Annotated in this window: 25 protein-coding genes; 16 read left to right on the forward strand and 9 right to left on the reverse strand. The window is 63.3% G+C overall.

Annotation, left to right across the window (positions count from 1 at the left end):
* Nucleotides 1-364: 364 nt before the first annotated feature.
* Nucleotides 365-796, reverse strand: a complete 432-nt coding sequence (locus QF015_RS14770; RefSeq protein WP_310203546.1) for a hypothetical protein — start codon at nucleotides 794-796, stop codon at nucleotides 365-367.
* A 177-nt stretch (nucleotides 797-973) separates the two neighbouring features.
* Between QF015_RS14770 and QF015_RS14775 the strand changes: the two genes are divergently transcribed.
* The 3 genes from QF015_RS14775 to QF015_RS14785 all read left to right on the forward strand — a co-directional run bounded on the left by QF015_RS14775 (nucleotide 974) and on the right by QF015_RS14785 (nucleotide 3,628).
* On the forward strand, nucleotides 974-1,747 hold the full coding sequence (locus QF015_RS14775; protein WP_310203543.1) for a GAF and ANTAR domain-containing protein: 774 nt from the start codon (nucleotides 974-976) through the stop codon (nucleotides 1,745-1,747).
* A gap of 219 nt (nucleotides 1,748-1,966) precedes the next feature.
* Nucleotides 1,967-2,422: a hypothetical protein gene (locus QF015_RS14780; protein WP_310203540.1), complete on the forward strand. Its 456-nt coding sequence runs from the start codon at nucleotides 1,967-1,969 to the stop codon at nucleotides 2,420-2,422.
* Nucleotides 2,423-2,461: 39 nt separating this feature from the next.
* Nucleotides 2,462-3,628, forward strand: a complete 1,167-nt coding sequence (locus QF015_RS14785) for a glutamate--cysteine ligase 2 (RefSeq protein ID WP_429389910.1) — start codon at nucleotides 2,462-2,464, stop codon at nucleotides 3,626-3,628.
* 41 nt (nucleotides 3,629-3,669) lie between these two features.
* On the opposite strand, the gene QF015_RS14790 is transcribed toward QF015_RS14785, so the two are convergent.
* Both QF015_RS14790 and QF015_RS14795 read right to left on the reverse strand, forming a co-directional pair.
* Nucleotides 3,670-4,071 (reverse strand): VOC family protein, encoded by a 402-nt coding sequence (locus tag QF015_RS14790; RefSeq protein WP_310203534.1) that lies wholly within the window; start codon nucleotides 4,069-4,071, stop codon nucleotides 3,670-3,672.
* A gap of 19 nt (nucleotides 4,072-4,090) precedes the next feature.
* Nucleotides 4,091-4,531 (reverse strand): helix-turn-helix transcriptional regulator, encoded by a 441-nt coding sequence (locus QF015_RS14795; protein WP_310203530.1) that lies wholly within the window; start codon nucleotides 4,529-4,531, stop codon nucleotides 4,091-4,093.
* Between the two features lie 26 nt (nucleotides 4,532-4,557).
* Between QF015_RS14795 and QF015_RS14800 the strand changes: the two genes are divergently transcribed.
* The 3 genes from QF015_RS14800 to QF015_RS14810 all read left to right on the forward strand — a co-directional run bounded on the left by QF015_RS14800 (nucleotide 4,558) and on the right by QF015_RS14810 (nucleotide 8,733).
* Nucleotides 4,558-5,199 carry an alpha/beta hydrolase gene (locus QF015_RS14800; RefSeq protein ID WP_310203527.1) on the forward strand — a complete coding sequence of 214 codons (642 nt, stop codon included), beginning with the start codon at nucleotides 4,558-4,560 and terminating at the stop codon, nucleotides 5,197-5,199.
* 420 nt (nucleotides 5,200-5,619) lie between these two features.
* Nucleotides 5,620-6,345, forward strand: coding sequence for an HAD family hydrolase (locus QF015_RS14805; protein ID WP_310203521.1), 726 nt, complete (start codon nucleotides 5,620-5,622; stop codon nucleotides 6,343-6,345).
* A gap of 30 nt (nucleotides 6,346-6,375) precedes the next feature.
* Nucleotides 6,376-8,733, forward strand: a complete 2,358-nt coding sequence (locus QF015_RS14810; protein WP_429389913.1) for a glycoside hydrolase family 65 protein — start codon at nucleotides 6,376-6,378, stop codon at nucleotides 8,731-8,733.
* 22 nt (nucleotides 8,734-8,755) lie between these two features.
* On the opposite strand, the gene QF015_RS14815 is transcribed toward QF015_RS14810, so the two are convergent.
* On the reverse strand, nucleotides 8,756-10,405 hold the full coding sequence (locus QF015_RS14815; RefSeq protein WP_429389915.1) for a PucR family transcriptional regulator: 1,650 nt from the start codon (nucleotides 10,403-10,405) through the stop codon (nucleotides 8,756-8,758).
* A 128-nt stretch (nucleotides 10,406-10,533) separates the two neighbouring features.
* On the opposite strand from QF015_RS14815, the gene QF015_RS14820 reads away from it, so the two are divergent.
* The 6 genes from QF015_RS14820 (at nucleotide 10,534) to QF015_RS14845 (ending at nucleotide 15,841) form a co-directional block, all read left to right on the forward strand.
* Nucleotides 10,534-11,835 (forward strand): alpha-hydroxy acid oxidase, encoded by a 1,302-nt coding sequence (locus QF015_RS14820; RefSeq protein ID WP_310203512.1) that lies wholly within the window; start codon nucleotides 10,534-10,536, stop codon nucleotides 11,833-11,835.
* A complete protein-coding gene (locus tag QF015_RS14825; RefSeq protein ID WP_429389917.1) occupies nucleotides 11,835-12,773 on the forward strand; it encodes an ABC transporter substrate-binding protein in 939 nt (312 codons plus the stop codon). The genes QF015_RS14820 and QF015_RS14825 overlap by 1 nt, the downstream gene beginning before the upstream one ends.
* A gap of 44 nt (nucleotides 12,774-12,817) precedes the next feature.
* Complete coding sequence (locus tag QF015_RS14830) at nucleotides 12,818-13,741, forward strand: amino acid ABC transporter permease (protein WP_429389919.1); 924 nt, start codon at nucleotides 12,818-12,820, stop codon at nucleotides 13,739-13,741.
* Entirely contained in the window at nucleotides 13,741-14,505 is a 765-nt protein-coding gene (locus tag QF015_RS14835; protein ID WP_089593337.1) for an amino acid ABC transporter ATP-binding protein, read from the forward strand. Before QF015_RS14830 ends, QF015_RS14835 begins: the two co-directional genes overlap by 1 nt.
* A gap of 50 nt (nucleotides 14,506-14,555) precedes the next feature.
* The gene (locus QF015_RS14840; RefSeq protein WP_310203501.1) at nucleotides 14,556-14,936 is read left to right on the forward strand and encodes a RidA family protein; all 381 of its coding nucleotides are present in this window, start codon (nucleotides 14,556-14,558) and stop codon (nucleotides 14,934-14,936) included.
* Nucleotides 14,937-15,067: 131 nt separating this feature from the next.
* The gene (locus QF015_RS14845) at nucleotides 15,068-15,841 is read left to right on the forward strand and encodes a sigma-70 family RNA polymerase sigma factor (protein WP_310203498.1); all 774 of its coding nucleotides are present in this window, start codon (nucleotides 15,068-15,070) and stop codon (nucleotides 15,839-15,841) included.
* 6 nt (nucleotides 15,842-15,847) lie between these two features.
* On the opposite strand, the gene QF015_RS14850 is transcribed toward QF015_RS14845, so the two are convergent.
* Together QF015_RS14850 and QF015_RS14855 are read right to left on the reverse strand one after the other, a co-directional pair.
* Complete coding sequence (locus QF015_RS14850; protein WP_310203495.1) at nucleotides 15,848-16,219, reverse strand: hypothetical protein; 372 nt, start codon at nucleotides 16,217-16,219, stop codon at nucleotides 15,848-15,850.
* A gap of 179 nt (nucleotides 16,220-16,398) precedes the next feature.
* Complete coding sequence (locus tag QF015_RS14855; RefSeq protein ID WP_429389923.1) at nucleotides 16,399-17,892, reverse strand: MFS transporter; 1,494 nt, start codon at nucleotides 17,890-17,892, stop codon at nucleotides 16,399-16,401.
* 150 nt (nucleotides 17,893-18,042) lie between these two features.
* Here QF015_RS14855 and QF015_RS14860 point away from each other — a divergent pair, with 150 nt between their 5' ends.
* Nucleotides 18,043-19,290 (forward strand): glycoside hydrolase family 26 protein, encoded by a 1,248-nt coding sequence (locus QF015_RS14860; protein ID WP_429389925.1) that lies wholly within the window; start codon nucleotides 18,043-18,045, stop codon nucleotides 19,288-19,290.
* On the opposite strand, the gene QF015_RS14865 is transcribed toward QF015_RS14860, so the two are convergent.
* A complete protein-coding gene (locus tag QF015_RS14865) occupies nucleotides 19,226-19,753 on the reverse strand; it encodes a MarR family winged helix-turn-helix transcriptional regulator (protein ID WP_429389927.1) in 528 nt (175 codons plus the stop codon). The genes QF015_RS14860 and QF015_RS14865 overlap by 65 nt on opposite strands.
* Before the next feature lie 63 nt (nucleotides 19,754-19,816).
* Here QF015_RS14865 and QF015_RS14870 point away from each other — a divergent pair, with 63 nt between their 5' ends.
* The 3 genes from QF015_RS14870 to QF015_RS14880 all read left to right on the forward strand — a co-directional run bounded on the left by QF015_RS14870 (nucleotide 19,817) and on the right by QF015_RS14880 (nucleotide 22,179).
* Nucleotides 19,817-20,581, forward strand: coding sequence for a class I SAM-dependent DNA methyltransferase (locus QF015_RS14870; protein WP_429389928.1), 765 nt, complete (start codon nucleotides 19,817-19,819; stop codon nucleotides 20,579-20,581).
* Nucleotides 20,582-20,679: 98 nt separating this feature from the next.
* Entirely contained in the window at nucleotides 20,680-21,654 is a 975-nt protein-coding gene (locus tag QF015_RS14875) for a LysM peptidoglycan-binding domain-containing protein (RefSeq protein ID WP_429389929.1), read from the forward strand.
* Nucleotides 21,655-21,843: 189 nt separating this feature from the next.
* Entirely contained in the window at nucleotides 21,844-22,179 is a 336-nt protein-coding gene (locus tag QF015_RS14880; RefSeq protein ID WP_310203474.1) for a hypothetical protein, read from the forward strand.
* On the opposite strand, the gene QF015_RS14885 is transcribed toward QF015_RS14880, so the two are convergent.
* Nucleotides 22,157-23,620: an HNH endonuclease gene (locus QF015_RS14885; protein WP_429389931.1), complete on the reverse strand. Its 1,464-nt coding sequence runs from the start codon at nucleotides 23,618-23,620 to the stop codon at nucleotides 22,157-22,159. The two genes, QF015_RS14880 and QF015_RS14885, sit on opposite strands and share 23 nt — an antisense overlap.
* Nucleotides 23,621-23,701: 81 nt before the next feature.
* Nucleotides 23,702-24,529: a tryptophan-rich sensory protein gene (locus QF015_RS14890; RefSeq protein ID WP_429389932.1), complete on the reverse strand. Its 828-nt coding sequence runs from the start codon at nucleotides 24,527-24,529 to the stop codon at nucleotides 23,702-23,704.
* Nucleotides 24,530-24,634: the final 105 nt, after the last annotated feature.

Raw genomic sequence — 24,634 nt, forward strand, 5'->3', positions numbered from 1 at the left:
GGCGTAGGTCCCGGCTCGCGGGACGGATCAGTCCCGGGAGGGTGGGTGGGGTCGGGATGTGAGGGGTCCGGAGGGAATTCGCTCACCGTCAGGCGCTCCTTCGATGGGACCGATGCCCCGGTCGCAGGCTCTCCGGTACCGAAGAGGGGTACCGGCCTGAATCCCAGTCCGAGCTTCGATAATCAATGGGCAGGTTATCCGGATCCGGTGGATCGGGGAGCTTGCGCCTGCTTGCAGGCCTCAGTTGCGACCCTGTGGTCGACGACTCTTTCCTGTGTGATTCTGCGTGCATGCTATCCCTCCCGGTAGCTTCAGGACTGTTGTGGCGCGTCATGGTCTGGTGTTGGCTGGTGCCGGCTGATCGTCACTCCGGGATCTCCATGCGAAAGCCGCAGTGGCAGCCGAGGATCCGGGTGTTGATCAGGACCTCGTACAGCCGAAGCTGTGCGCCCGGACGCAGCACCAGCGGTGCCTGGATGCGCCGCAATTCGCAGCTCTTTGTCTTCATGGGCTCGCCGCAGTGCAGATACTGGCCGCCGAATTGAAGTACGCCCTGCGAGACGCCGGGTCGGTTCAGTATCACCGCCACTCTTTGAACGGAGGCGATCTGTTGGTAAGCGTACTTGCAAACGTGGCACTCGTAGGTGACTTCGACCATGTTGGGCGCGGGTGGATAGTGCGACTGGATGGAGTTCACCAGCAGGTGCTTGTCAGTGTTGCACTGCCGGCACCACAAGGGCTCGTCAGGCGGTTGGTGGGCTTCGTCAGGAACTCTGGACGCTGGCTGGGCCGGCATGGGTCTGTACCTCTGCATCAAAAAAATGCGGGACGCCCGTCTGCATGAGCTGAAAAGCCTGGGTCCTCTGGGGACTGTTAGCTAGATTGTGCACATAGGTGCACCGCATATGCAAGGATTCTGTTGCCATTCGCTGCGAGGGTGACACGGCGAAGCCAGACGACCGTAAACTAAAGCATGGACGAAATGAACGTTGAATTAGCGCTGCCTGATGCCGCCACAGCGCCTGACGATGTTTCGGTGCCTGAGCGGCTGCAGGACCTTGTTATTGACAGCGAGGACGTGGGCGGATTCCTCGAGGATCTGGCCGTGTTCTCCGCGGCGGCCGTGTCCAAAGCCGTTGGCATCCCTGTCCATTGCGGGATCACCCTCAGCCGCCGCCGTCGCACCGCAACGGTGGCCGGAAGTACCCACGAAGCCAGGCTGATCGACGAAGTTCAGCAGGCCTATGGGGATGGGCCGTGCCTGGAAGCGATGCGAAGCCATGGCACTGTGCATGTTCCCGACACTTCAACCGAGGAACGGTGGAAAGAGTACTGCTCGGTCATTGCGGAGCGCGGTCATTTGGCGGCTCTCTGCGTGCCTGTGGAGCTGGACGAGGGGGCCACTGCCGCCCTGAACTTCTTCGCTCCGCAGGCCGGGGTCTTCGATGAAGCCACTATTCAAAACTGCGAGCTGTACGCAAGCCAGGCTGAGCGCTCGCTGCGGTTGGCCGTCCGGATAGGCGTAAAGCAGCAGCACGCTGACGATCTCCAGGAAGCGATGCAGTCCCGGACCGTCATAGACCTGGCCTGCGGCATCATCATGGGGCAGAACCGCTGCACCCAGGATGAGGCCTTCCAGTTCCTCAAGAAGGCTTCAAGCACCCGGAACCAGAAGCTGCGGGTTGTCGCGGAGTCGTTGGTCACCAGCGTGGCGAAGCAGGCCCCCGTGGCCCATTTCGAGGCTTGAGCCAAGGCGGTCAACGGCTCGTTACCAGCCCGTGACTTGTGACGCCCGCCACTGGTGAACTACATTTTAGGTGGGTTAAGCAGATAGCCCTTGGAGCCTCATGTCACCTGGTGCCATCCCGGATGGTCCAAGAACTGCACCTTTCAGCCGTGGCCGCTTTCGGCCGGTTAGCTGCGTGCGATCATGCAGGCTCCTTGGAGTAGTAAAAGGAGAATGGCAATGACGCTTGGATCCCTGCCCGTCCCGAAGCCCGCGCGAGGGACTGAATCCGCAACCGGTGACACCGGAGTGCGGCCTTGGTGCACAGTATGCGGCACTGATTCGTACATCTTCGTGGAAACGGTGGTGGAAGCAGAACCGAATCAGTCTGAAGTGGTCGAAGTCAGCTACACCTGCAGCGAATGCGATACTTTCTACGCCCACTCCGTCCGCTTGGAGGCCTTGGTGCCTGAGATCCAACGGGAATTTCTTTCAACGTCAGCAGCGGGACTCTGGTTCAGCTGCACCCATTGCGGCGATCCCATGACCCTGGGACGTCCTGCCGAGAGGGTGATCGAGGCGCCCCGGACCACTGACGATCCGGCGAGCCCCAGCCTCCTGGAGGTCTACTTGCAGACACAGGTGCTGCACTGCCGTTGCGGTTTCCAAATGGAGGTTCCACGCCACGTTGGATGACCGCCGTCTCTGAATAACCAACCGCGGGGAGGGGTGGCTATGCGTACGTTCGGTGTTGAAGAGGAACTGCTGATTGCGGATCCCGTGGACGGCTTGCCTTTGGCCTTGGCTGCCGACATCCTGGACGTTGCCGCTCCTCCAGACAGGGAGGCGCGCGGCGGGGGCGAAGGATCCGGTGAGGAATATGCCGGGGAAGCGACGCTGAAGTCGGAGTTCAAGCAGGAACAGATCGAAGTCAATTCACGTCCCTGCCGCACAGCAGCCGAACTTCGGGCCGAAATCCGCGCCGGACGGGCGTTGTCGGACAAGGCCGCGCGTGCAGTGGGTGCGCGCGTCGCGGCGTTGGCCACCCCGCCGGTGTTCCATGCGACACCCACCGTGGGTAACCAGCGGTATGCGGCAATGGGCACGGAATTTGGTCTGATTTCGCGCGAGCAGCTCACCTGCGGCTTCCACGTCCACGTGTCCATCGAATCGCCCGATGAGGGCGTCGCGGTGCTGGACCGCCTGCGGCACTGGCTGCCGGTCCTGCTGGCTTTGAGCGCCAATTCGCCATTTTGGATGGGGGCAGACACCGGCTTTGCCAGCTACCGTACGCAGATCTGGAACCGATGGCCCACAGCCGGGCCCATGGACGTCTTCGGTTCCGCGGACGGCTACCAGGAGATGTTGTCCGAGCTCTTGGGCACGGGCGTGCCGCTGGATGAGGGCATGATCTATTTCGATGCCCGCCTCTCCAGGGGGCACCCCACTGTCGAAGTGCGCATCGCCGACGTCTGCCTCTACGCTGAGGACGCCCTCACCATCGCGGTCATCGCGCGTGCCCTGGTGGAGACGTCGGCGGCCGAATGGCGGCAGGGCAAGCCGCCGTCGAGCATTTTGACCCCGGTCATCCGCATGGCGAACTGGAAAGCGAGCCGGTTCGGCATCAACCAACAGTTGCTGCACCCCCTGGAGCAGCGGCCCTATCCCGCTGCGGATGTGGCGGGCGCGCTGCTTCGGCACGTTCGCCGTGCTTTGACCGAGGCCGGCGACCTCGCCCTCGCGCGGGCGGGGGTGGCGAACATTCTCCGCCGCGGAACCGGCGAACGGTTGCAGCGCCAGGCCTACGGCCAGCGGCGCCGGCTGTCCGACGTCGTGTCCGCCGCCATAGCGTCGACGCACCAGGACGGCGAACGGTCCGACGCCGGGCTGCTGAGCCTGTGACCACGGTCGGTGTGGTGGTGGCTGGCTGAGCAGCCGTGCCGTCAGCCCTGGTTGATGCGGATCATGTTGCCGGAGGGGTCGCGGAAGGCGCAGTCGCGCGGTCCCCATGGCTGGTCGATCGGTTCCTGCAGGACCTCAGCACCGGACGCGCGGAGCTTCTCGAACGTGGAGTCGAGATCATCTGTGGTGAAGACGAGCATCGGCATGACGCCCTTGGTGAGGAGTTCCTGGATGGCGTCGCCGTCGGCCTGTGAGCGCCCGGCGTGGGGCGGGGAAAGGACCAGTTCAAGGTCGGGCTGGGCATCGCTGCCGATGGTGACCCAGCGCTGGCCGTCCGAGCCAACGTCGTTCCGAACCTCAAAGCCCAGGGCATCGCGGTAGAAGGCGAGCGACTCATCGACATCGTTGACGGTTACGTGTGCGTACTTCAATGAAATGTTCATGAATCACACGCTATTGCAGCTATGACGCGGGCGCTTCTTCAATCCTGCTCAGGTTTGGCGGTCCGTTGCGTTCCGGCCTGGTGTGTTGCTTGGCAATGCAATTGGGCATCGCCTTCACCGCATGGTGCTCGCGGGAGCGGTATTCGCTGGGGGTGATGCCCACGATCTCGGTGAAGCGCGTACTGAAGGAGCCCAGCGAGGTACAGCCGACTTCCATGCAGGCATCGGTGACGCTGGTTCCGGCCCGAAGAAGCGCCATGGCACGCTCGATCCGCCTGGTCATGAGGTAGTTGTAGGGCGATTCGCCGTATGCGGCTTTGAACTGTCGGGAAAAATGCGCGGGCGACATGAGGGCGCCGGCGGCCATGGTGGGCACATCCAAAGGACGCGCGTACTCGCGGTCGATAAAGTCGCGGGCGCGCCGCAGATGGGCCAGGTTGGCCAGTTCCTGCGGAGTCATGGCGCCAGTCTACTAGGCTCTTGCCCATGGATTCAGTGGTGTGGTCGAAGCCCGAAAACCAGCGCAAGGGCACCCCGTTGCTGGTCATGATGCACGGTTACGGAACCAGCGAACAGCGAATGGTGGATCTCTTCCCGTATCTTCCCGGCGAGTTCACCTGCGCTGCCCTGAGGGGGCCCAAAGAAATCGGCGACCACTACGGCTGGTTCCTGCTGGACTATTTCCTGACCAACGACTTCGCCGACGTCATTGCGTCGACCAACTCCGTGTTCGACTGGATCAATTCCGTCAAGGGCAACCACAGCAGCGTGAGCCTGCTGGGCTACTCGCAAGGCATGGCCATGGCGAGCACGCTGCTCCGTTTGCGGCCGCACGCCTTCAAAGCCACCGTTGGCCTGTCGGGGTTCGTCCTGGACAACGACCTTCTTGCCCTGAGCGAGTCCTTCGACACTCCACCGCCGTTCTTCTGGGGGCGGGACAAAGCCGACCCTGTGATCAACGAGGACGCGATCGCCCACACCGAAGAATGGCTGGAATCCAACGTTGCCTTGACGGCGCGAACCTATCCCGGCATGGGCCACAGGATTGAACCCCCGGAATTGGTGGATGTGAGCGCGTTCTTGAAGTACTACGTCCTGAACAGTCATGCTCTGCTGAACGGCGCCTGACCTCTCTGAAATCCGCACGATTAGAAGGCATCCCGGGTCCGGAAGCAATCCGCGGGTGAGATTCGCGTCACAATATCGCATTCGGGTGCTCTCTCTTGAATGGCGAAATTGTAAGCGCTTACACTTTTGGCTGGAGACCCCGGTGGGGTCGTACGCGGAGGCGTCAGGCGAGCAGGGAAGGGGTTGAGCCATAAATGTTCCGTGGGACAATAGAGGTATCGATGACGAGCATGCGGCCTGGCAGGCACCCCAACACCTGCCCGGGCTGGGCCATTGGGACTTGGCCGTTCTCTCGAGCACTGAACACCCCATTGTGACGATGCCGCGTTCGGGGCGTGGACAAACCTCCAACCACCTGCTCGATACCAAGCTCATCGAACGCAAAACCACGCGCCATCGGCGCTGAACGGAATACTGCACATGACTGATCTTCGTAATGCCTGGACGGGCGCTTCGGCGCTGTTGTTCGATCTCGACGGCGTGCTGACGCCTACCGCCGAGGTACACGAGCATGCGTGGCAGGAACTCTTCGACGGCTACCTGGCCGGGGCCGGCCACCCGCAGGGATACCAGGAGAGCGACTACTTCGATCACATCGACGGGAAGCCGCGCTTCGATGGTGTCCGGGACTTCCTGGCCTCCCGCGGCATCACGTTGCCCGAGGGACCTGTCCACGACGACCCGGACAACGAGACCGTGCAGGGCCTGGGCAACCGAAAGAATGCAATCTTCAACGAGATCGTGAATTCCCGCGGTGTTGAGCCGTACGAAGGGTCGGTCAAGTTCATCAATGCAGCGGTGGAGCTGGGCTTGAAGGTGGCTGTCGTGTCCTCGTCCCGGAACGCACCCGCGGTCCTGAAGGCCGCTGGCCTGGACCACCACTTCGAGGTGGTGGTGGACGGCCAGGTGGCTGCCGCCGTCGGACTTCCAGGTAAGCCGGACCCCGCTACGTATGTCTACGGCGCCAGCCGCCTGGGTGTGCCCGTGGAGGAATGCATCGTGGTGGAGGATGCCGTGTCGGGCGTGCAGGCCGGCGCGGGCGCCAACTTTTACGCGGTGATCGGCGTGGACCGCGGCGCCGGCAGGAAAACCCTGCTCGACGCCGGCGCCACGCTGGTGGTCGACGACCTCAACGATCTTCTCTAACCCTACTTTTTCGAAGGACTTCAACCGCCCATGGCACTCATCAGCTCCGATCGGCTGCGCTTTCCCTGCGAGCCTTGGAAGCTCGTGGAGAATATCCACGTTCCCGGTGACGAGGGAACGCTGGAAACGCTGTTCGCGCTTGGCAACGGCCACCTTGGCATCCGGGGCTCGCATTCAACAGCGGGTGACGGTGAACTTCCCGGCACGTTCATCAACGGTTTCCACGAGATCTGGGACATCAAGCACGCTGAGAATGCGTACGGTTTCGCCCGGACCGGCCAGCGGATCGTCTATGTGCCGGATGCCAACAACTTCACCGTGTCCATTGATGGGGAGGCCCTCAGCCTGGCCGAGTCCGCGGTGGTGGACTACCACCGCAGCGTGGACTTCTCCACAGGCGTCTACGAGGAGTCCATCACGTGGGCCTGCCGTTCGGGCGCTACCGTCACGACGGTGGAGCGACGCGCAGTGGGGTTCGATTCCCGCGGATGCCTCGGCTTTGAACTGTCCCTGACCGCTGACCGGGATGTGTCAGCGGACATTACCTCGGGCGTTGTGAACCGCCAGGACCAGCCTGTGGAGGACCACTCGGCCCACGATCCACGCCGCTCGGGCCGGCACGCTGGCCGGGTCCTGTTGCCCCTGCATCTCCAGGGTGCCGACGGTTCCCTGCGCCTGGCGTGGGAGACCTCCGAGTCGCGCCAGCGGGTGGCCATGGCCGTTGATCACTGGATTTCCGCCGAAGGTCAACCGTTCGAGACGTTGGTGGGGGAGGACGAATCGTCCGTCCGTTACGTTTTGGCAATCCACGACGGCGACACTTTCCGCCTGGAGAAGTCGGTCAGCTACGTCGTGGCCGGCTCGGGCGGCGACGCCGAGGACCGAGGAGAGAGCCTCGCTGCCGAAGCGGAATCGAACCTGGTGTCCGTTGCCGACATCATGGCCCAGAGCAAGGCTCATTACGAGCAATACTGGACCACGGCGGACATCTCCATCGGCGGTCAGCCGGAGATGCAGCAGGCTGTCCGGTGGGGCCTGTTCCAGTTGGCGCAGGCAACAGCGCGGGCCGGTGTGGCCGGTATTCCGGCCAAGGGCGTCAGTGGTTCCGGCTACGAGGGCCACTACTTCTGGGACCAGGAAATCTACCTCCTGCCTTACCTGACATACACCAATCCCTGCGGCGCCCGGAAGGTGCTCGAATCACGGCACGCCATGCTGCCGGACGCACGTGTCCGGGCCAAGGAACTCAGCGTGGATGGCGCCCTGTTCCCGTGGCGGACCATCAACGGCCTGGAGGCCAGCGCTTACTACGCCGCTGGTACAGCGCAATTCCACATTGCTGCCGCTATCGCGTTCGCGGCCAACCGTTACGAATGGGCCAGCGGGGACGCTACCTTCCGGGGCGAGCTGGGCGCCGACTTGCTCGTTGAGACAGCACGCATGTGGGCTTCCCTGGGCTTCTTCGGCAAGGACGGCATGTTCCACATCCACGGCGTCACTGGCCCGGATGAGTACACGGCTGTGGTCAACGACAACCTGTACACCAACGTCATGGCGCGCTTCAACCTCCGTGCGGCTGCCGCGCTGGAGCACGAAGGGATTGCAGATACCGAGCGCCTGGTATGGCGCCAGGCTGCAGAGCGGATGTCGCTGCCCTACGATCCGCACCTGCAGGTCCACAGCCAGGACAACGACTTCATGACGCTGGAGCCGTGGGACTGGAACACGCCCAAGTCCAAGTATCCGCTGCTGCTGAACTTCCACCCGTTGGTGATCTACCGCCACCAGGTCCTCAAGCAGGCCGATACCGTGCTGGCGATGTTCCTTCAGTGGCAGGATTTCACGGCAGAGGAGAAGCAGCGCGCCTTCGACTTCTACGATCCCATCACCACGGGTGATTCCACCCTTTCCGCGTGCGTGCAGGGCATCATGGCGGCCGAGGTGGGCTACGGGGACGTCGCACTCCAACACTTCACCGAAGCCCTGTTCATCGACCTCGACAACTCGCACGGAAACACCATCGACGGCGTCCACATCGCCTCTACCGGCGGTATCTGGAGCTCCTTGGTGTGCGGTTTCGCCGGCATGCGGGACCAAGGCGACGTGCTGCGCTTCGATCCGCGCCTGCCCGTCGAGTGGGAGGACCTGTCCTTCCGGCTCAAGGTGCAAGGCCGCCTGCTGGCTGTCGACCTGACGCAGGGTTCGATCGCGCTCACGCTCGTGTCCGGACCGGAGTACAGCGACGAACCCCTGCACGTGAACGTACGGGAACACTCCGTCGCCGTCGGCAAGGACACTGTGACCGTGCCGCTGGAAACGGTGCCGGTCCCGCCGCCGTCGATCTTCCCCAGCGTCTTCCCGACGGCGGGACTGCCCATCATCCGGTAGTCACCATCTGCGTCGCCCGCTCCTAGGTGGATGCGAGATCCATGGTGGTCAGGCGCAACCACAGCCACAGCCGCTTTTGCGGATCCGCGAGGTCGAGGTTGAAATCCTCCGCAAGGCGGGCCACGCGGTACCGGACGGTGTTGTTGTGGACATGGAGTTGGGCGGCCATGGCGGAGATGGTGCCGTTGGAGGCCAGATAGGCACGGAGGGTGTCCAGGTAGTCCGTCTGCTGCTCGGCGTCCCGTGCTTGGATGATGGCGATCTCATCAGCGCCGCCCAGCCCGTTCTCCTCAATGAATGCCCCGATTTTCAGCAGGTTCAGGGGGATGCGGAAGTCCTCGTAGAGGGCAACACCCGGTGCCTTGGCTTCGCCCGGCGTTGTCGCTTCGCGCGCCTGCAGGTTGAGCAGGTGGTTCAACGTTTGGACGGCCTCGGACCTGGACCGGGGAAGGTCCTCGATGCTGTCGGCAATGCCGCCCACTGCAGCGATGAGCGGAAACGAGCTGATGGTGTGCGCGTACGCCTGGATTTCCTGGATGATCCGCCCATGCAGTGTGCGGGGCGAAGTGCCCTTGCAGGGCAGGAGGGCGTAGACCACGGACCCGAGCAGGGCGCTGTGGCCGGTGCCGAACTGCACATTGCAGACCGTGGTCACCAGATGCAGCAACCGGTGGATGTCGCGCACTGATTCCAGGCTTCCCGTCTCAGGGCGGACGATGGAGAAGGCGGCTACGGCCAGGCCGTTGGCGGTGTCGAGGCCGAGTTGGGCTGCGGCGAACGAGGCATGCGGAGTGTCGTCCATGAGCGTCCGGATGAGGTCCGCATTGCGCCGTTCGCCGAAGTCGGAGGCGGAGCGGGCATGCAGCATGTGCAACCCGGCCAGCGGCGCCATCCGGTCCAACGCGTTCAACGCTGCCCCCCGCTTCTCCTCGCCGGGATCGATGATCCAGATGGAACCCAGCAGCTCGCCTCCGGCCCGGACGGCCAGCGCAAGGCGGGCCATGCCGTCGTCGGGCGCCGGCACGAGCACCGCTCCCGGGGCGCCGTAAACGATCTTGAAGTCCTTGTCGAACGCCGGCGGAGTAGTCTCCTCCAGGGTGAGCGTGGTGATGCGCCGGAGTTCATCGATGGGCTGGCCGGGCAGGGTGGAATAACCCAGGATGCGGCCCAGGGGATCCACGATGCTGGCGGCGCCGTTGGTGATGGAGGCGGCGGCGTTGGCGAAGGCGTACAGATCTCCCAGCCGGACGCCGGCAACCGAGTCTGCTGCCGCACCCATGACCGACGCCCGGGCCAGTGCAACCAGCCGTGTCCAGTCGGCCTCGTTCGGCGCCACCAGGACGGACAGGCTGTATCCGACCGCGGCCGATCGAAGCTGCTCCATCTTTGCGCCGTGTGCCTTGACGATCACGGCGGCGGCGTTGCTGTTCGCTGCCCTGTGGAGGAGTTGATCAAAATCCGGGGAGCCGTAGGTGCATCCGACGGCCAGAATGATGCGGTCATCCACGCTGGACCAGTTATCCAGGGGGTCGTACATCAGCACGTCCGAAACGGGGTGCCCCAGGTTCTCCGGCGTGGGATTGGCATGCACCAGATCCGCTTGCATCAGCTGGATGCAATCGGAGAGCCGCACTACTGACTGCTGGATCCCGGGCTGCTGGGCTGTGTCCATAGCTGGACGTTATCACAAGCGTCCATGGGATCTTGTGGAGGAATTTACATATAGAGCGACTGCGATCTGCGTCACTATTGGGAAAGGAGCTGGGCGGGTAACCCGGCAGGAACGCAGAGGACCACACCATGAAACTCAAGGACATCAAGGCGCTCGCCTCGGTGCAGGGACCAGCCCGATCCGTCGCGGAGCGGCTGTCCAGGAAATGCTACAGCGTGGAAGACATGCGGCAGCTGGCAGCCAAGCGCTTGCCCAAGAGCATCTTCGAATACATCGAAGGGGGAGGCGAGGACGAGGTCTCGCTCCGCCGCAACCTCTCATCGTTCGAGGACTGGTCCTTCCTGCCGAAGTGGGGGTCGGTGGACAACTTCGACCTCAGTTCAACCCTCTTGGGCGGTCCGGTTTCCATGCCGTTGACCCTCTCGCCTACCGGAGGCACCAGGCTGTTCCACCCGGAGGGTGAGTCGGCTGTCGCCCGGGCCGCGTTCGCTGAGGGTATTCCCTACGGGCTGGCCCACCTCAGCACCACCACCATGGAAGATGTCAGCGCTGCGGCGCCGGGACTTCGCCGGTGGTTCAACCTGGAACCCACGCCGGACAAAGGCCTGCTCCAGGCTGTCCTGGACCGGGTGTCCAACGCCGGCTACGAAGCCCTGCTGGTGAACGTCGACTGCCGTGCCATCGGCCACCGCGAGCGCGACTACCGGAACGGGTTCACCGCGCCGCCGTCCATCAAGCCGAAAACGGTGGTGGAGGGCATGCTGCATCCTGCGTGGGCCCTCGGATTCCTGGCCAACGATGCCATCGCCTTCCCCAACCTCGACGCCGAGATCCCCGAAGGCCCGCTCGCCAGCTCCCCGGACATGTGGCGTACCCTGCTTGCCGGTTCCTACGAGCCCACGGACTGGGACGACATCCAGGATCTGCGGGAGCGCTGGAACGGGCCGATCGTCCTGAAGGGCGTGGTGAACCCGAACGACGTCGCGCTGGCGGCTGCCCTGGGAATCGATGCCATCCAGGTCAGCAACCACGGTGGACGCCAACTGGACCACATGGCTTCTCCCTTGGACGTCCTTCCCGACATCGTGGACAGGGCCGCCGGTCAGCTGGAAATCATTGTCGACGGCGGCATCCGCCGCGGTTCCGATGTGGTCAAGGCCCTGGCACTGGGTGCCAATGCCTGTTCCATTGGGCGCCCCTACCTTTACGGGCTGGCCGCGGCCAGCGAAGCCGGAGTGGCGCACGTCCTGAAAATGTTCCGGTCCGAGATGATCCGCACCATGATGCTCCTCGGAGTATCAACCATCGAAGAACTGCGGGCGGAAGGCCGGGACTTGATCCGGCACCGCAACGACGCCTTCGCCCGTACCCAACCCACCCCTATCCCGGAGGCCACCCCCATGGGCCTTGCACAAATGAGGACTCCCTAATGAAGAATGTGTCAGCCACCCAACGCACCAAACGCGCATTACCCGCCGTCGTCGTGACGGCAGCCCTCATGCTCGCAGTGACGGCATGCAGCCCCACCGGCAACGCGTCGACGTCGACGTCCGGCGATACTGCCGGAGCAGGCACCGGGGTCCCCGCGCTGGAAGTCAACCAGGCCGCCGTCGACCTCCTCCCGGAGTCCATCAAGGCGTCCAAGGTGCTGCGCGTGGCCATCCCCACCAACGAGCAGCCGACGCAGTTTTACCGTGAAGGCACGCAGGAAATGACCGGAACCAACCCGGACGTGGCCCGTCTCATCGGCGAGGCACTGGGTGTCAAAGTGGACATCCAGGTGGCCAACTTCGACTCCATCATTCCCGGCTTGGCCGCCAACCGCTACGACATGACCGTTTCTTCCATGACCCCCACGGAGAAGCGCATGGAAGTCCTGGACTTTGTCGACTACATGCAGATCGGCAACGCGATCGCCGTGCCCAAGGGCAACCCGGCAGGCATCAAGGATGAAAACGCGCTCTGCGGTAAGAAAGTGGGGCTGCTGACTGGTTCCTACCAACTGACCGTGAACGTTCCTGAGTATGACCAAGCCTGCGCCGCCGCCGGCAAGGAGGCCATCCAGAGAAGCGAGTTCCAGGACACCCGTCAAGCGATCTCCGCGCTGACCAGCGGCCGACTGGACACGGTGCTGGCCGATTCACCCATCCTGAACTTCGCAGCTACCCAAAACCCACAGATCGAGGTTGCCCGGACGTACGAGTTCGCCCCCGTCGGTGTCGGCATGCCGAAGGAGTCCGGCTTGGTGAAGTCCGTGTCCGCGGCACTGGATGCCGTGATCAAGAGTGAGTCCTACACCAAGGTCCTCGGCAAATACGGCCTGGAGACCAGTGCCATCACCGACGCCCGCGTCAACTTCGCCCAGTAGCGGATTACCCAGTAATGAATTCCTTAAGTAAAGAGGTGGTGGCTATGCAGCAGCAACCCTCAGTTCCCGATACGAAGGAGCTGGCGGCAACGGCTTCCGGTGAATCCATTCCCGTCGTCCCGTTGAAGCATCCGGTCCGCCTGGTCCTGGCAGTGGTGCTCATCCTGGTGGCACTCAGCGCCGCATGGGACGTGGCAGTGAACGAACGCTACCGCTGGGACGTGGTGGTGTCCTACCTGTTCGCCCCGCAGATCCTTGCCGGCGCGGGACTGACCATTGTGCTGACCGTGGTGTCCATGACCGTCGGCATTGCCCTGGGCACGCTGCTGGCGATCATGAGGCTCTCCGACAACCCGATCCTGAGCACCATCAGCCGCGGTTACATCTGGTTCTTCCGGGGTACGCCCCTGCTGGTCCAGTTGATCTTCTGGTACAACATTGCAGCCCTCTACCCGGTGATCGCCTTTGGGCTTCCGTTCGGGGGACCGTCCGTGGTCCTGGGATCCGCCAACGTTCTGGTTTCCCCGCTGGGGGCGGCCCTGCTGGGACTGTCCTTGAACGAGGCAGCGTATATGGCAGAGATCATCCGCGGCGGAATCGGTTCCGTGGACAAGGGCCAATACGACGCCGCCCGCGCTTTGGGTATGAGCGGCGGGAAGCTCATGAACCGGGTGATCCTGCCCCAGGCCATGCGCGTGGTGCTGCCGCCCACCGGCAACCAGGTCATTTCGATGCTGAAGGGTACGTCCCTGGTCAGTGTCCTGGCGATCTCCGACCTGCTCTATTCAGCCCAGATCATCTACGCGAACAACTACCAGACCATACCGCTGCTGATAGTGGCCAGCCTCTGGTACCTGCTCATGACCACCGTCCTGAGCTTCTTCCAAAACAAACTCGAACGCCGGTACGGGCGCGGTTTCGACTCAGCGCCGCGACGCATCCGCAAGCCCAAGACAAGGACAGCATGATGACTACGGCCATGGTCGAAGCCCGGGGAGTCCGGAAGAACTTCGGCGTTATCGAAATCCTGAAAGGCATCGACCTCAGGGTTGAAAAAGGATCAGTGACCTGCCTGATAGGCCCGTCCGGTTCCGGCAAGACGACCTTCCTGCGGTGCATCAACCACCTCGAAAAAGTTGATGCCGGCCGGCTGTACGTGGATGAACACCTGGTGGGCTACACGGAGCGCAACGGGAAGCTCTATGAGATGAAGGAACGCCAGACGGCCCGCTCAAGGCTCAACGCCGGCATGGTATTCCAGCGCTTCAACCTTTTCCCGCACATGACCGTGCTGGAAAACATCATCGAGGCACCGGTACACGTGCTCGGACGTCCTCGGCGCGAGGTAGTGGTGGAGGCGCAGGCCTTGCTGGACCGCGTGGGCCTGGGCAACCGCGGGCACTCCTACCCGCAGGAGCTCTCCGGCGGCCAGCAGCAGCGGATCGCCATCGCCCGGGCGTTGGCCATGAAGCCCAAGCTGATGCTCTTTGACGAGCCGACATCCGCGCTTGACCCCGAATTGGTGGGCGAAGTCCTCGACGTCATGAAGTCCTTGGCCGAGGCCGGAATGACCATGGTGGTGGTCACCCACGAGCTCGGATTCGCCCGGCAAGTAGCCGATCAAGTGGTGTTCATGGACGGTGGCGTGGTGGTCGAAAGCGGCCCGCCAGAGCAGGTCCTGGGCAGTCCCCGGCACGAACGCACCAAGGCGTTCCTCTCCAAGGTTCTCTAAAGCAGCAAAGTTTCTTCAGTTCTCCAAGCACCATGAAAGGCATGACCGTCATGACCCGTCACCAGGTCGTCACCGACCTCGCTCCCAGCCCGGCCGGCCCCTACTCCCAAGCCATCACCGCCAACGGATTCCTTTACACCGCAGGCCAGACGCCGCACGATCCCATCACGGACGAGCGCGTCGGGATCACCATCGAGGAGCAGACCATCCAGGCCATGGAAAACCTGGGGAAAGTCCTGGGCGCGCATGGCCTGGACTTCTCCCACGTGGTCAAGGCGACCGTCCACCTGCACCACCCGCGGCGCGACTTTGACGGCTTCAATGCCATCTACGAAAAGTACGTTGTGGCCCCGTATCCGGCGCGGACCACGGTTGGCTCGTTCCTGGGCGACTTCCTGGTGGAGATCGACGTCGTAGCGGTCATCCCCTAACCCTCCACCCATAGTCCGGGAGGGTCCCGGCACACTCTCAAGGGGTCCCGTTCGATGCCTGGCACTGCGCATTGGACGGAGCCTTCCTTGACTGCACCCATATCCAGCCCTCCATCGCTTGAAAGGCCGTCATGTCAGCCCAGGCCATGCCCTACCCAAACCGCGGTGATCCCCTGTCCGAAGCAGCGTTGAGTGATCAGCAGTTGCTGGCGATGGTGCGGGGAGGTGACGTTGCTGCCTTCGGTGAGTTGTACATCCGGTACCGGCGCCTGGGTGGCTTCGTAGCCCGCGCAGAATCGAACAACCCCAGTGACGCTGCCGACGTCGTGGGGGAGGCGTTCGCCGCAGTATTCCAGTCGATCACCCACGGCCGGGGACCCGTGGAGTCGTTCCGGCCCTACCTCCTGACCACCATCCGCCGGATGGCCCATCGAAGGAACCAGACGGCGGCCCGGCTGGTCCTCACAGATTCCAGCACTGTCGATGCGCTCGCCGTTGCTGGTGAGGATCACGTCCTGGGTACCCACGAGTCCATCCTTTTGGTCCACGCCTTTCGGGAACTTCCCCGGCGCTGGCAGGACGTGCTCTGGTACGTCGACGTGGAAGGCCTCAAGCCTGCCCAGGCCGGGCCGTTGCTTGGGCTGACTCCGAACGCCTTGTCCGCCCTGGCTTTGCGTGCCCGCGAAGGGCTCCGCCAAGGGTACTTGCAAAAGCATGTGGGCGAGCCAATCAGTGACTCCTGCGCGGATTATCTGAGGCATCTCGGCAGGTATGTCCGCAACGGCGTGCGCGGCAATACCCAGGCCAGGATTCGGCACCATGTGGGGCACTGCACCCACTGTTCCGCTGTCCTGGCGGAACTCCGGGAGCTTCAGGTGTCCATGCGCACCAAGTCCAAGCAGTAGCCGGCCTCAGTTCCGACCGGCCTCGCTGCCTGATTTCCCGCTGGTCGCCTGACTTCCCAGTAGACGGCGGCGCTCCAGCTCGCAGTTGATCAACTCCAGCAGTGCCTGGGCGGGTTCGGACAAGTGATGTGTGTCGGGTGATCCGAGTTGGTCGCAATGAATGAGCACGTGGCGGATGCGTTCCAGTTCACGGGACGGCACCAACGGCCATCGGTGGAACAACTGCCGGACTGCTATCGCACCGAGGAGGGCATCGGGCTTGTTGGCGGCGCCGTGGCTTCCATGGTTGGCGGCTGCCCGCCGTCTGGCGATACTTGCCGCCGAGGGTGCGACCCCATGGGCAATGAGATTGTCGGCCTTGAGTGAATTCGGGGCCATGGGGGACCTCCCCGGGTAGAGCGAAGGAAGCCGTCTGCGTGACTTTGAAATTAGCTTACAGAATGTGAGTTATGTCATGTCAATCATTACGCGGGATGGCCGCCGTCGTCATTTATAGTTCCGCCTCAACGGCCTGTGGTGAGGGCGCCGCTTGCCTGTGCGGAAGCGGCGCCCGTGACTCAGCCCAGGTGGGTGTGCGGGGTGTCGCTGGTTCCGCTGAACGTCTTGCGATCGATCCTGATCAGGAGGAGCGCTATCGGGGCTATCAGAACCGCCACTCCGGCCGCCCACAGGAAGACCATGGAGTAGCCCGACGTCAGCGCCGCCAGCGTGTCGCCACCGGCGGCCGAGGCAGCTGCCGCTGCGATGGTGCTGAAGAGCGCTATGCCCAGTGATCCGCCGATCTGCTGCGAAGCGTTAACCAGCGCGCTGGCCACACCGGCGTCGTCTTTGTCCACGCCGAAGAGGGCGAGATTCTGCATGGGGACGAAGACCAGCCCGAGTCCGATGCCCATCAATACCAGCGCCGGCAACATGTTCACCGCGTATGTCCCGTCGGGCGTGACCCGGGTGAGCCACAGCATGGCTGCGGCCATGAAAACCGGGCCCAGCGCGCTGGGAACTTTGGCTCCCAGCCTGGGCAGGTTCTTCGCAACGATGCCCGCAGTGATGATCAGCACCACCGTCATGGGCAGGGATGCGATTCCGGCGGCGAACGGTGCGAAGCCAAGGACGATTTGGAGATAGAAGTTGATGAACAGGATGCCTCCGATCAAGACCGCTCCGGCAAGGAAGGACGCCAGGAATGCGGCGCCCCGGTTGCGTTCGGTTGCGACGTGCAGGGGCAGCAGCGGGTTCTTGACTTTGCGCTCGACGGCGACGAAAAGTACCAGCAACAGCGCACCTGCTGCGATGAAGCCCCAGGAGTCGACCGCACCCCAGCCGTGCTCGGCGTTGGCGAAGCCGTAGACCAGGGAGCCCAGGCCCAAGGCGGCAAGAACGACGCCGGGCCAGTCGTATTTCGTGGAGCCTGCAGCCTTGCTTTCGCGTACCAGGGACCACACGCCAAGAAGCGCGATGACCGCGATGGGGACGTTGACGAAGAAGCACCATCGCCACGACACGAATTCTGTGAGGAAGCCACCCAGTAGGACCCCCACTGCTGCGCCGACGCCACTGATGGAGCCGAAGATGGCGAACGCAGTGCCGCGGTCTTTGCCCCTTGGGAACGCGACTGTCAGGAGCGCCAGGGCTGCCGGGGCCAAGAGTGCCGCGAAGATCCCCTGTAACGCCCGGGCTCCGATCAGCTCCCAGGGCTGCTGGGCGAGCCCGCCGATCAGCGATGCTGCGGCGAAGCCGGCCGAGGCTGTGATGAACGTCCGCTTCCGCCCCCAGAAGTCGGAGATCCGACCACCGAGCAGGAGGAAGGCGCCGAAGACGAGGGCGTACGCCGTGACCACCCAGGCGCGGGTGGAGTCGCTGATGCCCATCTCCAGCTGAAGGCGGGGCAGTGCGAGGTTCACGATGGTGCCGTCCAGGACCACCATGAACTGGGCGAGGGCCAGGAAGGGCAGAGCGCGCCAGCCGGTGCCCTTAGTAGTGCGCTTGCCCTGGCGGGCTTCTGTAGTAGTTGGAGCATGGGGGCCGGGGGTCCCCAGTAGTTGCGATGTCACGCGTCACCTTTTCTTGAAAGTAGTAATACTTATAAAAGTATAAGTATTACTTGCGATGATGGTAAGCCCGGTGGATGTCCAGTGGGAATAGTCACGCTGGCATTACTAGGATGGGACAAAACCGCAGGTCAGGAAGGCTGGGCATTAGGTATGGGGGAACAGCCTGGAGAGGGCGGCAACGCCCGGAAGGCGAACCGGGCTGAACTTTGGCGGGCATTTACCTTGCCTGCCGTGATCGGCCTCGCTGTCATCGGCATCGCAGGGGTGAACTTCGCCAACGGCCTCGCAGAGCAGAAAGCTCAATCGGGAGCCAGCGTGAAAAGCTGTGAAGTCATCCCACGGGCTTCGCTCGCGCCCGATTCCGGGGCCCTCTTTGGAGTTAACCTGGACTGGCATTCCAAACCACTTCCCACTTTTGCCAAGGACCTGGGCCACAAACCGGCAGTCAGTGTCTCTTTCACCGGTTTTCCGTTGACCGCCAAGGACGAAGACGATCTGCGGCGGGCGGTTGACCAAATCCGGGCCGACGGGCACATGATGCTGCTGACCTTGGAACCACACGACGGGCTCTCCGTGGTGACTGAGGAAGCGGCCGCCGCCCTGGCCAAAGACCTCGCCGAATTCAATACCAAGGGCGTCCCCGTGGTTGTCCGCTTCGCCCACGAAATGAACGGATCCTGGTACGCCTGGTCCCAGCAGCCTCAAAAGTACAAAGATGCCTTCCAGACACTCGCCAAGGCCGTGCACGCTACCGCGCCGGGTTCAGCCATGATGTGGGCTCCCAACTACGGCGGCGGATACCCCTTTGCCGGCGGAAAGTACGAAGCCAAACCCGGCACGCCCGAATTTCTGGCCTTGGACACCGACGGGGACAACGCACTGACCATGAGTGATGATGCCTACGCCCCCTACTACCCGGGAGACGAGGCTGTGGACTGGGTTGGCATGTCGCTTTACCACTGGGGCAGCACCTACCCGTGGGGTGAGAACGAACTCCCGGAGGCCAACAAGTTCGCTGACCAGCTCACCGGTACGTACAACGGTGCCAACGGTGATGACAGCCTGCTCCCGGACTTCTACGGCGTGTACGGCACGCAACACGGCAAGCCGGTAGCAATCCCGGAAACGGCCGCACTGTTCGCTCCGGGTGCAGGCGGCGAGCCGGAGATGGCCATCAAAGAAGCCTGGTGGAGCCAGCTCTTCGCTCCCACAACGCACCAGCAATTTCCCCAACTGAAGATGATCAACTGGTTTGAATGGGACAAGGACGAAGTGGAAGTCAAAGGCCGGGTGGACTGGACCGTGACCAACACTCCCGAGCTGCGCGATGCGTTTACCGCGGCGCTGCCGGACTGGTTCCGCTACGGCCCCGAGCAGACGTGCGAGCCTCCGGCCTGACCGGCAATGGAATCTCCTCAGGTTCTGAAAGGAACGCCGCCAACTGCTGCAGCGCCGGGAGGCTGGCCGCGATCTGCTCGCGCTCTTCGGGAAGCAGGCGGGCGCTCGCCGCAATGAGTGCGTCAGCCCATGCACCCTCAAGGAGCGACTTGATCCTCCTGGATTCATCCGTGGGGTGGAGGGAAACGTAGCGCTTGTCAGAGGCATCCTTGATCCGCGTGACCAGGCCTGCCGCTACGAGCTCGCGCAATTGTGAGCTGACGTTGCTCAGTTGCCTTCCGAGTCTCGCTGCCACCTCGGCCACGGTGACGCCCGGGTGGCTTTCGATAACGCGAAGGATTTCCAGGACGCCGTTGGAAATGGGCCGGAGGCCTGTCTCGTTGAGCGACTTGCGCCGAATATCGGACGAGATATCGATCATGCAGACGGCCAAAGCCTTGTGGTCCACAGCCTCTTCTCCCATGCCTCAAGCATAGGTGGGCCGCGCCTCTCCAACGGTCCCGACCCCGACTGCAATAGTGGCAGGATGATCAACCAGCAACACCTCTGGGACGATGAGGCCGCGAAGCACTACGACACCCCCGGCGAAGGAATGTTTGCCCCGGAGGTGCTGGCACCCACGGTGGAAGTCTTGTCGGAACTGGCGGCGGGAGGACCCGCCGTCGAGTTCGCGATCGGTACTGGCCGCGTGGCCATTCCGCTCCTGGAAGCGGGCGTACCGGTCAGCGGTATCGAGCTGTCCCACGCCATGATTGCGCGCCTGCGCGAGAAAGTGGGCGAGGACCGCATACCCGTGGTGCAGGGCGACATGTCCGAGGCTTCGATTGGTGGGAACTTCACGTTGGCGTTCCTGGTGTTCAACACCATCGCCAACCTTTTGACACAGGATGAACAGGTCCGGTGCTTTCAGAACGCTGCGCGTCATCTTGGGTCCGGCGGTCGATTTGTCATCGAGCTCTGGGTGCCGCAACTGCGTTCACTGCCACCCGGGCATGGGGGAACAGTGGAGGTGAGCGAGCCCGGCTATCTTCTGGTGGACACCTATGACGTCCTTCGGCAGCATGTCGTTTCACACCATGTGCGGTTCGGCCCCGACATTTCGGAGGGGCGGGAGGCTCGGATCGGGCGCACCCCGCACCGCTACATCTGGCCGAGTGAACTCGATCTCATGGCGCGGTTGGCCGGCTTTGAACTGGAATCCAGATGGGCCAATTGGGATCGCCGCGAATTCACCGCGGACTCCCGCAGTCACGTGTCGGTATACCGGCTCACCGCCTTCCCGGGGAGCTGAGCCCAGGGCTGATCCATTATGCTCGGATGATTGCCGGTGCATGCGGTCGCGGCACGTTTTATTGGGGGATAGTGAATTTGAGACTCAAGCCTGCCTTCATGGTGGTCGTGGTTCTGACTGGCCTGGTTGCCTGCACATACCAGGAGGCGCCGCCCGTGCCGGAGCCCCCGGCCACCGCCGTCGCGTCACCTGCCGGGAACACCGGCAAGCCGGACCTTAAAGGCCCAACGGTGAACGATTCCTTCGGCAACGCGGATTTCTACACAACGGTCGACGGCGACACTCTCGCCGGAGTGGCTGCCTCCTTTGGGCTCTCTTCGGCGAAGCTGGCCCAATTCAACGGGATTCAAGCAGGTGCCGAACCTGCAGCAGGTACCAAACTCCGCCTGATCCCTGCGCCTGGCCCGATCACAGGTGCCATGGGAACCGTCACCGAAGATGCGAACGGCATCCCCACGAGCTACCGGATTGTGGACGAGGACACTCTTGACGGGATCAGCTACCGGTTCGGAGTCAGCGGCGAGCAACTGGCTGAAGCCAACAAGGTCCCCTACGTGTACGAGCGGGGGAACACGTGGTTCATCCGCTCCGGGCACCTCATCCAGTTGCAGAAGAACCCCGTGGACAGCCGGTCCGGGGCCGGTTCGACGGTCACCAATTCTTTTGGACAGGCAGCTTTCTACACCACCGTGGACGGCGACACCTTCGATAGCCTCGGTTACCAGTTCAGGTCCACCACCGAGCAATTGCTGATGTACAACCCGTCCCTTTCAGCTGGAACTCCCATTCCCGCCGGCACGAAAATTCGGTTGATACCCGGAGATCTTCCCATCAAGGGTGCCACGGGTAGCTTCACAGTCGATGCTGACGGCATCCCACTGACATATACGACGGCGGCGGGAGACACAGAGCGCCAGGTCGCCTTCCGTTTCGGCGTGGTGGATCTCAGGTCAGCCAACAGGCCGCTGACCGGCGGCGCCGGCTCCTGGTACGACCTGATCGACCTGCCGACTGGAACGCTCGCCCCGAGACAAACCATCAGCCTTGCCCTGGATAAGCCCATCAATCGGTAGGCCAACGAGATCCGGGACGAGGTCTATGGGGCGCTGCACGAAGGACCGGTGAAGGAGCTCATTGCAAGGTGAATCAGCGGGTCTTGCGGCGTCAGCCGGTACTCTCAGATCGACGAACAGAAGCCGCATGCCCCTGGCGGGGGAGTGCTGCGGCGGAGACGTTGAGGCTGCCGTTGCTAGGCTGGGTCCATGACCCGTCGCCTTGCAGCCCTGTCCGCCGTTCCTTTGTTGTTGCTGGTTGTTGGTTGCGGAGCCGTTGAAGATGCCGCTTCAAGCGCAGCCAGTGACGCCGCGTCGAAGGTGGCCACTGCCGCTGCCGACGAAGTTACCAAGCAGATCTGCGCTGTTGTCCAGGACGGCTTGGTGAACGTGGAGGACAAGCAGGCACTCGTCGGCCTGGTAGCAGCTGCGGATGCCGCAGGCGTACCGTCCGATATCACTACGCCCCTTCGTCAGATCGCTGAGGCCGGCGACCAGGTACCGGCCGAGTCCGTTCAAGCTCTCAAGGACGCTTGTCCCGCATAGCGCCAGGTGGCGCGACGCCGTTGTACCCTGGCAAGGGCGGTGCTTTCGACTGGTAAAGGTGCCCAGTGGGGGTGCGCAGTTCCAAGGTGTGCACATCGGCGGACGGCGCTTCCGCACTCCACCCGGGATTTTCCTTGGTGTGATTGCATGCCTCGCACAGTCCCGCGCCGTTGGTCAGGTTGGTGGTCCCGCCGTCGTGCCAAGGGACGATATGGTCGATATGCCTGATGGGCGCGTCGCAGTACGGGGTTCGGCAGGTGTCATCCCGAACCTCGATGAAGCGACGTAAACGTTGGGGGAAGATCCGTGATGTGGAGTCGATAGTCAACAGTTCGTTGCTGCCTGGCGCGGTGTAAAGCCGCCGCAGCATCACTCTGAACTCCTCCCGCTCAGCGGCGTCCAGATCCCGTTGGCCCCGCGCCTGTGAACCGGGCTGTGGCCCCGAACCGGCCTGCTCTTCGGAGCCGGCTCTACGTTCACGCCCGGCCGCACCGTCCGTCAAAAGAGCCCTGGCCCACTCTGCCGGGACGATCCCGTACCCCTTCAGCCTGGCGGGTTCGGCGTCGCCTTGGAAAAGGGTTCGGTCTGTCATCACCACTTGGACTTCCACACCGTTGATGCCACCGGGAGTTCCAGTGACGCGTTCAACGAGGGCGTCAGCCATGACCTGTCCTCGCAGTCGGCTGTCGCCGCTCGAGCGGGCCGAATCGGCATGCCGGGTGAGCGCCGCGTAGGCCGCAACACCTTGGGCCACGGGAAGCAGGGCGGTCAGGATGGTCATGGTGTCCGGCGCCGGGCGGAGGCTGACCCTCCGTTCGCTGGCGGCGTGGCTGGCCCGCTGGGTGACCGAGCGAGGATCGCGCCGGTACGCTGCAGCTTTCGCAGCCGCGATGATGACCCGGTCGCCGGCTCCGTTGAAAGTGCCCGAATCCGCGGCGAGTTCCTCATCCACGGCGCAACGGTCTTCCACGCTAAGGCAGGCTGTTTCCTTGACGAGGAGCGTGGCTCGCCATTCATTGAGCTGACCGGTTTCGAGCGCGGCCATGGTTCGAGGCATCTCGGTGACAAGTGCTTTGGCCAGTCCGAGAAGCCGGGAGCCGCGGTTCGGTGATTCACGGCGGGCAAGGGCTACCTGCGCCGCCACACCCCTTCCCTGCTCCGCTGCCGGCACACCGGCGTCGGCTTGTTCCCGGCGTTGAGCCAGGTCCAAAGCGACTGCGGCTTTGGCTTGCCGGGCCGAGATGGCGGATTTGAGGTCTTCCAAGGCGCGTAGTTCATTGATCAGCTCGCTGCTCTTGGTGCTGGGTGGCAGGGAACCAACGGCCGAAACAAGGTCTGCCAACGTAAAATCACGCTGGGACGATCCGGTGGGCCTGGGAGAGTCATTAGCAGGCCAAAGCGCAAACCCCCCGCTGGTGTGCCTGTCCCGAATCCGCTCCATATCCTTACTCTTGCAGTCAGGAAAGCTGGATATCAGGCCGGAGTTCGCCTATGTGGAAAACGGTCCAAGACACATGGCGGGTCAGCGTCGCGGCAAAGCCGAAGCCCCACCCCCAGCCGAACCCCCAGCCAGCGCCGTCCGGGTCCTCACGGTGATCGCGGCGCCGAGGACCAGCGCAGCAGCGACAGCCGCCGCGACCGCCGTCGGGAATGACTCCGGTGAGTCCGCGCTCCGGCCGACGGTGATCCAGGCAAGCCCCCACGCGATGGCGGCCGCCAAGGCAAGTCGGCCGTGTCCCTTGATCGCCAACGCAATGCCGACGGCAGCGACTACGACCAGCACACCGACGGACCAGATCTCGGGACGCACGCCGAAGCCCGAGAATCCGGCGGCCTTCAGTGCAGCCGCGATGTTGGCGCACACTGCCACGCTGGTCCAGCCGAGGTACAACCCGAGAGTCCCGTCGACCACCACTGCCTCAACCCACGACGCGGCGCGGCTCTGGCTGTAGCGGAGGAATGCCAGGACGAGTGTCGCCAGCAAGGCCAGGATCACGAGGACACTGACGAAGAGCCATCCGGCCTGCACGGACAGGATCCATGCCGCGTTGAGGATCATGGAGGAAGCGACGATCCAGCCGAGGGAGCGCTGCCGCGAATTGGCCCGCTGGGACGGCAGCCACTGCCATACCGTGTAGGCAACAAGTCCGGCGTACACCACCGACCAGATGGAGAACGCGGGGGTGGCCGGGGCGAGGAGGGTGGAGTCGGCGGCCAAAGCACCGCCCGCTGCCTGCGCGATGGGGGTTCCGCCGAAGACCCCGACGCCGATCATCGAACCGACGATGCAGATCACCAGGCTGATGGTGACTGCCGTCTGTCGCAGAAGACCTGAGCTTCCAACTGCCATGTGCCGAGCCTCTTTCCTTGTGTGACGTCCGGTGGATTGTGCGGGCTGATGTGCGGTGTCATGCATTCGCGGGGTAGGTGACTTACTATCAAAATGCTAGTAAGA

The organism is Paenarthrobacter sp. TE4293 (genome assembly GCF_050435325.1).
Taxonomy (GTDB): Bacteria; Actinomycetota; Actinomycetes; order Actinomycetales; family Micrococcaceae; genus Arthrobacter; species Arthrobacter nitroguajacolicus_C.

What these genes read in the sequence shown, in the direction of transcription:
- QF015_RS14800 (WP_310203527.1), top strand. Translation starts at nt 4,558, where the DNA reads ATGGATTCAGTGGTGTGGTCGAAGCCCGAAAACCAGCGCAAGGGCACC.
- QF015_RS14815 (WP_429389915.1), bottom strand. Translation starts at nt 10,405, where the DNA reads ATGGACACAGCCCAGCAGCCCGGGATCCAGCAGTCAGTAGTGCGGCTC.
- QF015_RS14845 (WP_310203498.1), top strand. Translation starts at nt 15,068, where the DNA reads ATGTCAGCCCAGGCCATGCCCTACCCAAACCGCGGTGATCCCCTGTCC.
- QF015_RS14780 (WP_310203540.1), top strand. Translation starts at nt 1,967, where the DNA reads ATGACGCTTGGATCCCTGCCCGTCCCGAAGCCCGCGCGAGGGACTGAA.
- QF015_RS14820 (WP_310203512.1), top strand. Translation starts at nt 10,534, where the DNA reads ATGAAACTCAAGGACATCAAGGCGCTCGCCTCGGTGCAGGGACCAGCC.
- QF015_RS14840 (WP_310203501.1), top strand. Translation starts at nt 14,556, where the DNA reads ATGACCCGTCACCAGGTCGTCACCGACCTCGCTCCCAGCCCGGCCGGC.
- QF015_RS14875 (WP_429389929.1), top strand. Translation starts at nt 20,680, where the DNA reads ATGGTGGTCGTGGTTCTGACTGGCCTGGTTGCCTGCACATACCAGGAG.
- QF015_RS14850 (WP_310203495.1), bottom strand. Translation starts at nt 16,219, where the DNA reads ATGGCCCCGAATTCACTCAAGGCCGACAATCTCATTGCCCATGGGGTC.
- QF015_RS14795 (WP_310203530.1), bottom strand. Translation starts at nt 4,531, where the DNA reads ATGACTCCGCAGGAACTGGCCAACCTGGCCCATCTGCGGCGCGCCCGC.
- QF015_RS14775 (WP_310203543.1), top strand. Translation starts at nt 974, where the DNA reads ATGGACGAAATGAACGTTGAATTAGCGCTGCCTGATGCCGCCACAGCG.
- QF015_RS14870 (WP_429389928.1), top strand. Translation starts at nt 19,817, where the DNA reads ATGATCAACCAGCAACACCTCTGGGACGATGAGGCCGCGAAGCACTAC.
- QF015_RS14810 (WP_429389913.1), top strand. Translation starts at nt 6,376, where the DNA reads ATGGCACTCATCAGCTCCGATCGGCTGCGCTTTCCCTGCGAGCCTTGG.
- QF015_RS14860 (WP_429389925.1), top strand. Translation starts at nt 18,043, where the DNA reads ATGGGGGAACAGCCTGGAGAGGGCGGCAACGCCCGGAAGGCGAACCGG.
- QF015_RS14865 (WP_429389927.1), bottom strand. Translation starts at nt 19,753, where the DNA reads ATGGGAGAAGAGGCTGTGGACCACAAGGCTTTGGCCGTCTGCATGATC.
- QF015_RS14770 (WP_310203546.1), bottom strand. Translation starts at nt 796, where the DNA reads ATGCCGGCCCAGCCAGCGTCCAGAGTTCCTGACGAAGCCCACCAACCG.
- QF015_RS14880 (WP_310203474.1), top strand. Translation starts at nt 21,844, where the DNA reads ATGACCCGTCGCCTTGCAGCCCTGTCCGCCGTTCCTTTGTTGTTGCTG.
- QF015_RS14885 (WP_429389931.1), bottom strand. Translation starts at nt 23,620, where the DNA reads ATGGAGCGGATTCGGGACAGGCACACCAGCGGGGGGTTTGCGCTTTGG.
- QF015_RS14825 (WP_429389917.1), top strand. Translation starts at nt 11,835, where the DNA reads ATGAAGAATGTGTCAGCCACCCAACGCACCAAACGCGCATTACCCGCC.
- QF015_RS14890 (WP_429389932.1), bottom strand. Translation starts at nt 24,529, where the DNA reads ATGGCAGTTGGAAGCTCAGGTCTTCTGCGACAGACGGCAGTCACCATC.
- QF015_RS14785 (WP_429389910.1), top strand. Translation starts at nt 2,462, where the DNA reads ATGCGTACGTTCGGTGTTGAAGAGGAACTGCTGATTGCGGATCCCGTG.
- QF015_RS14790 (WP_310203534.1), bottom strand. Translation starts at nt 4,071, where the DNA reads ATGAACATTTCATTGAAGTACGCACACGTAACCGTCAACGATGTCGAT.
- QF015_RS14830 (WP_429389919.1), top strand. Translation starts at nt 12,818, where the DNA reads ATGCAGCAGCAACCCTCAGTTCCCGATACGAAGGAGCTGGCGGCAACG.
- QF015_RS14805 (WP_310203521.1), top strand. Translation starts at nt 5,620, where the DNA reads ATGACTGATCTTCGTAATGCCTGGACGGGCGCTTCGGCGCTGTTGTTC.
- QF015_RS14835 (WP_089593337.1), top strand. Translation starts at nt 13,741, where the DNA reads ATGACTACGGCCATGGTCGAAGCCCGGGGAGTCCGGAAGAACTTCGGC.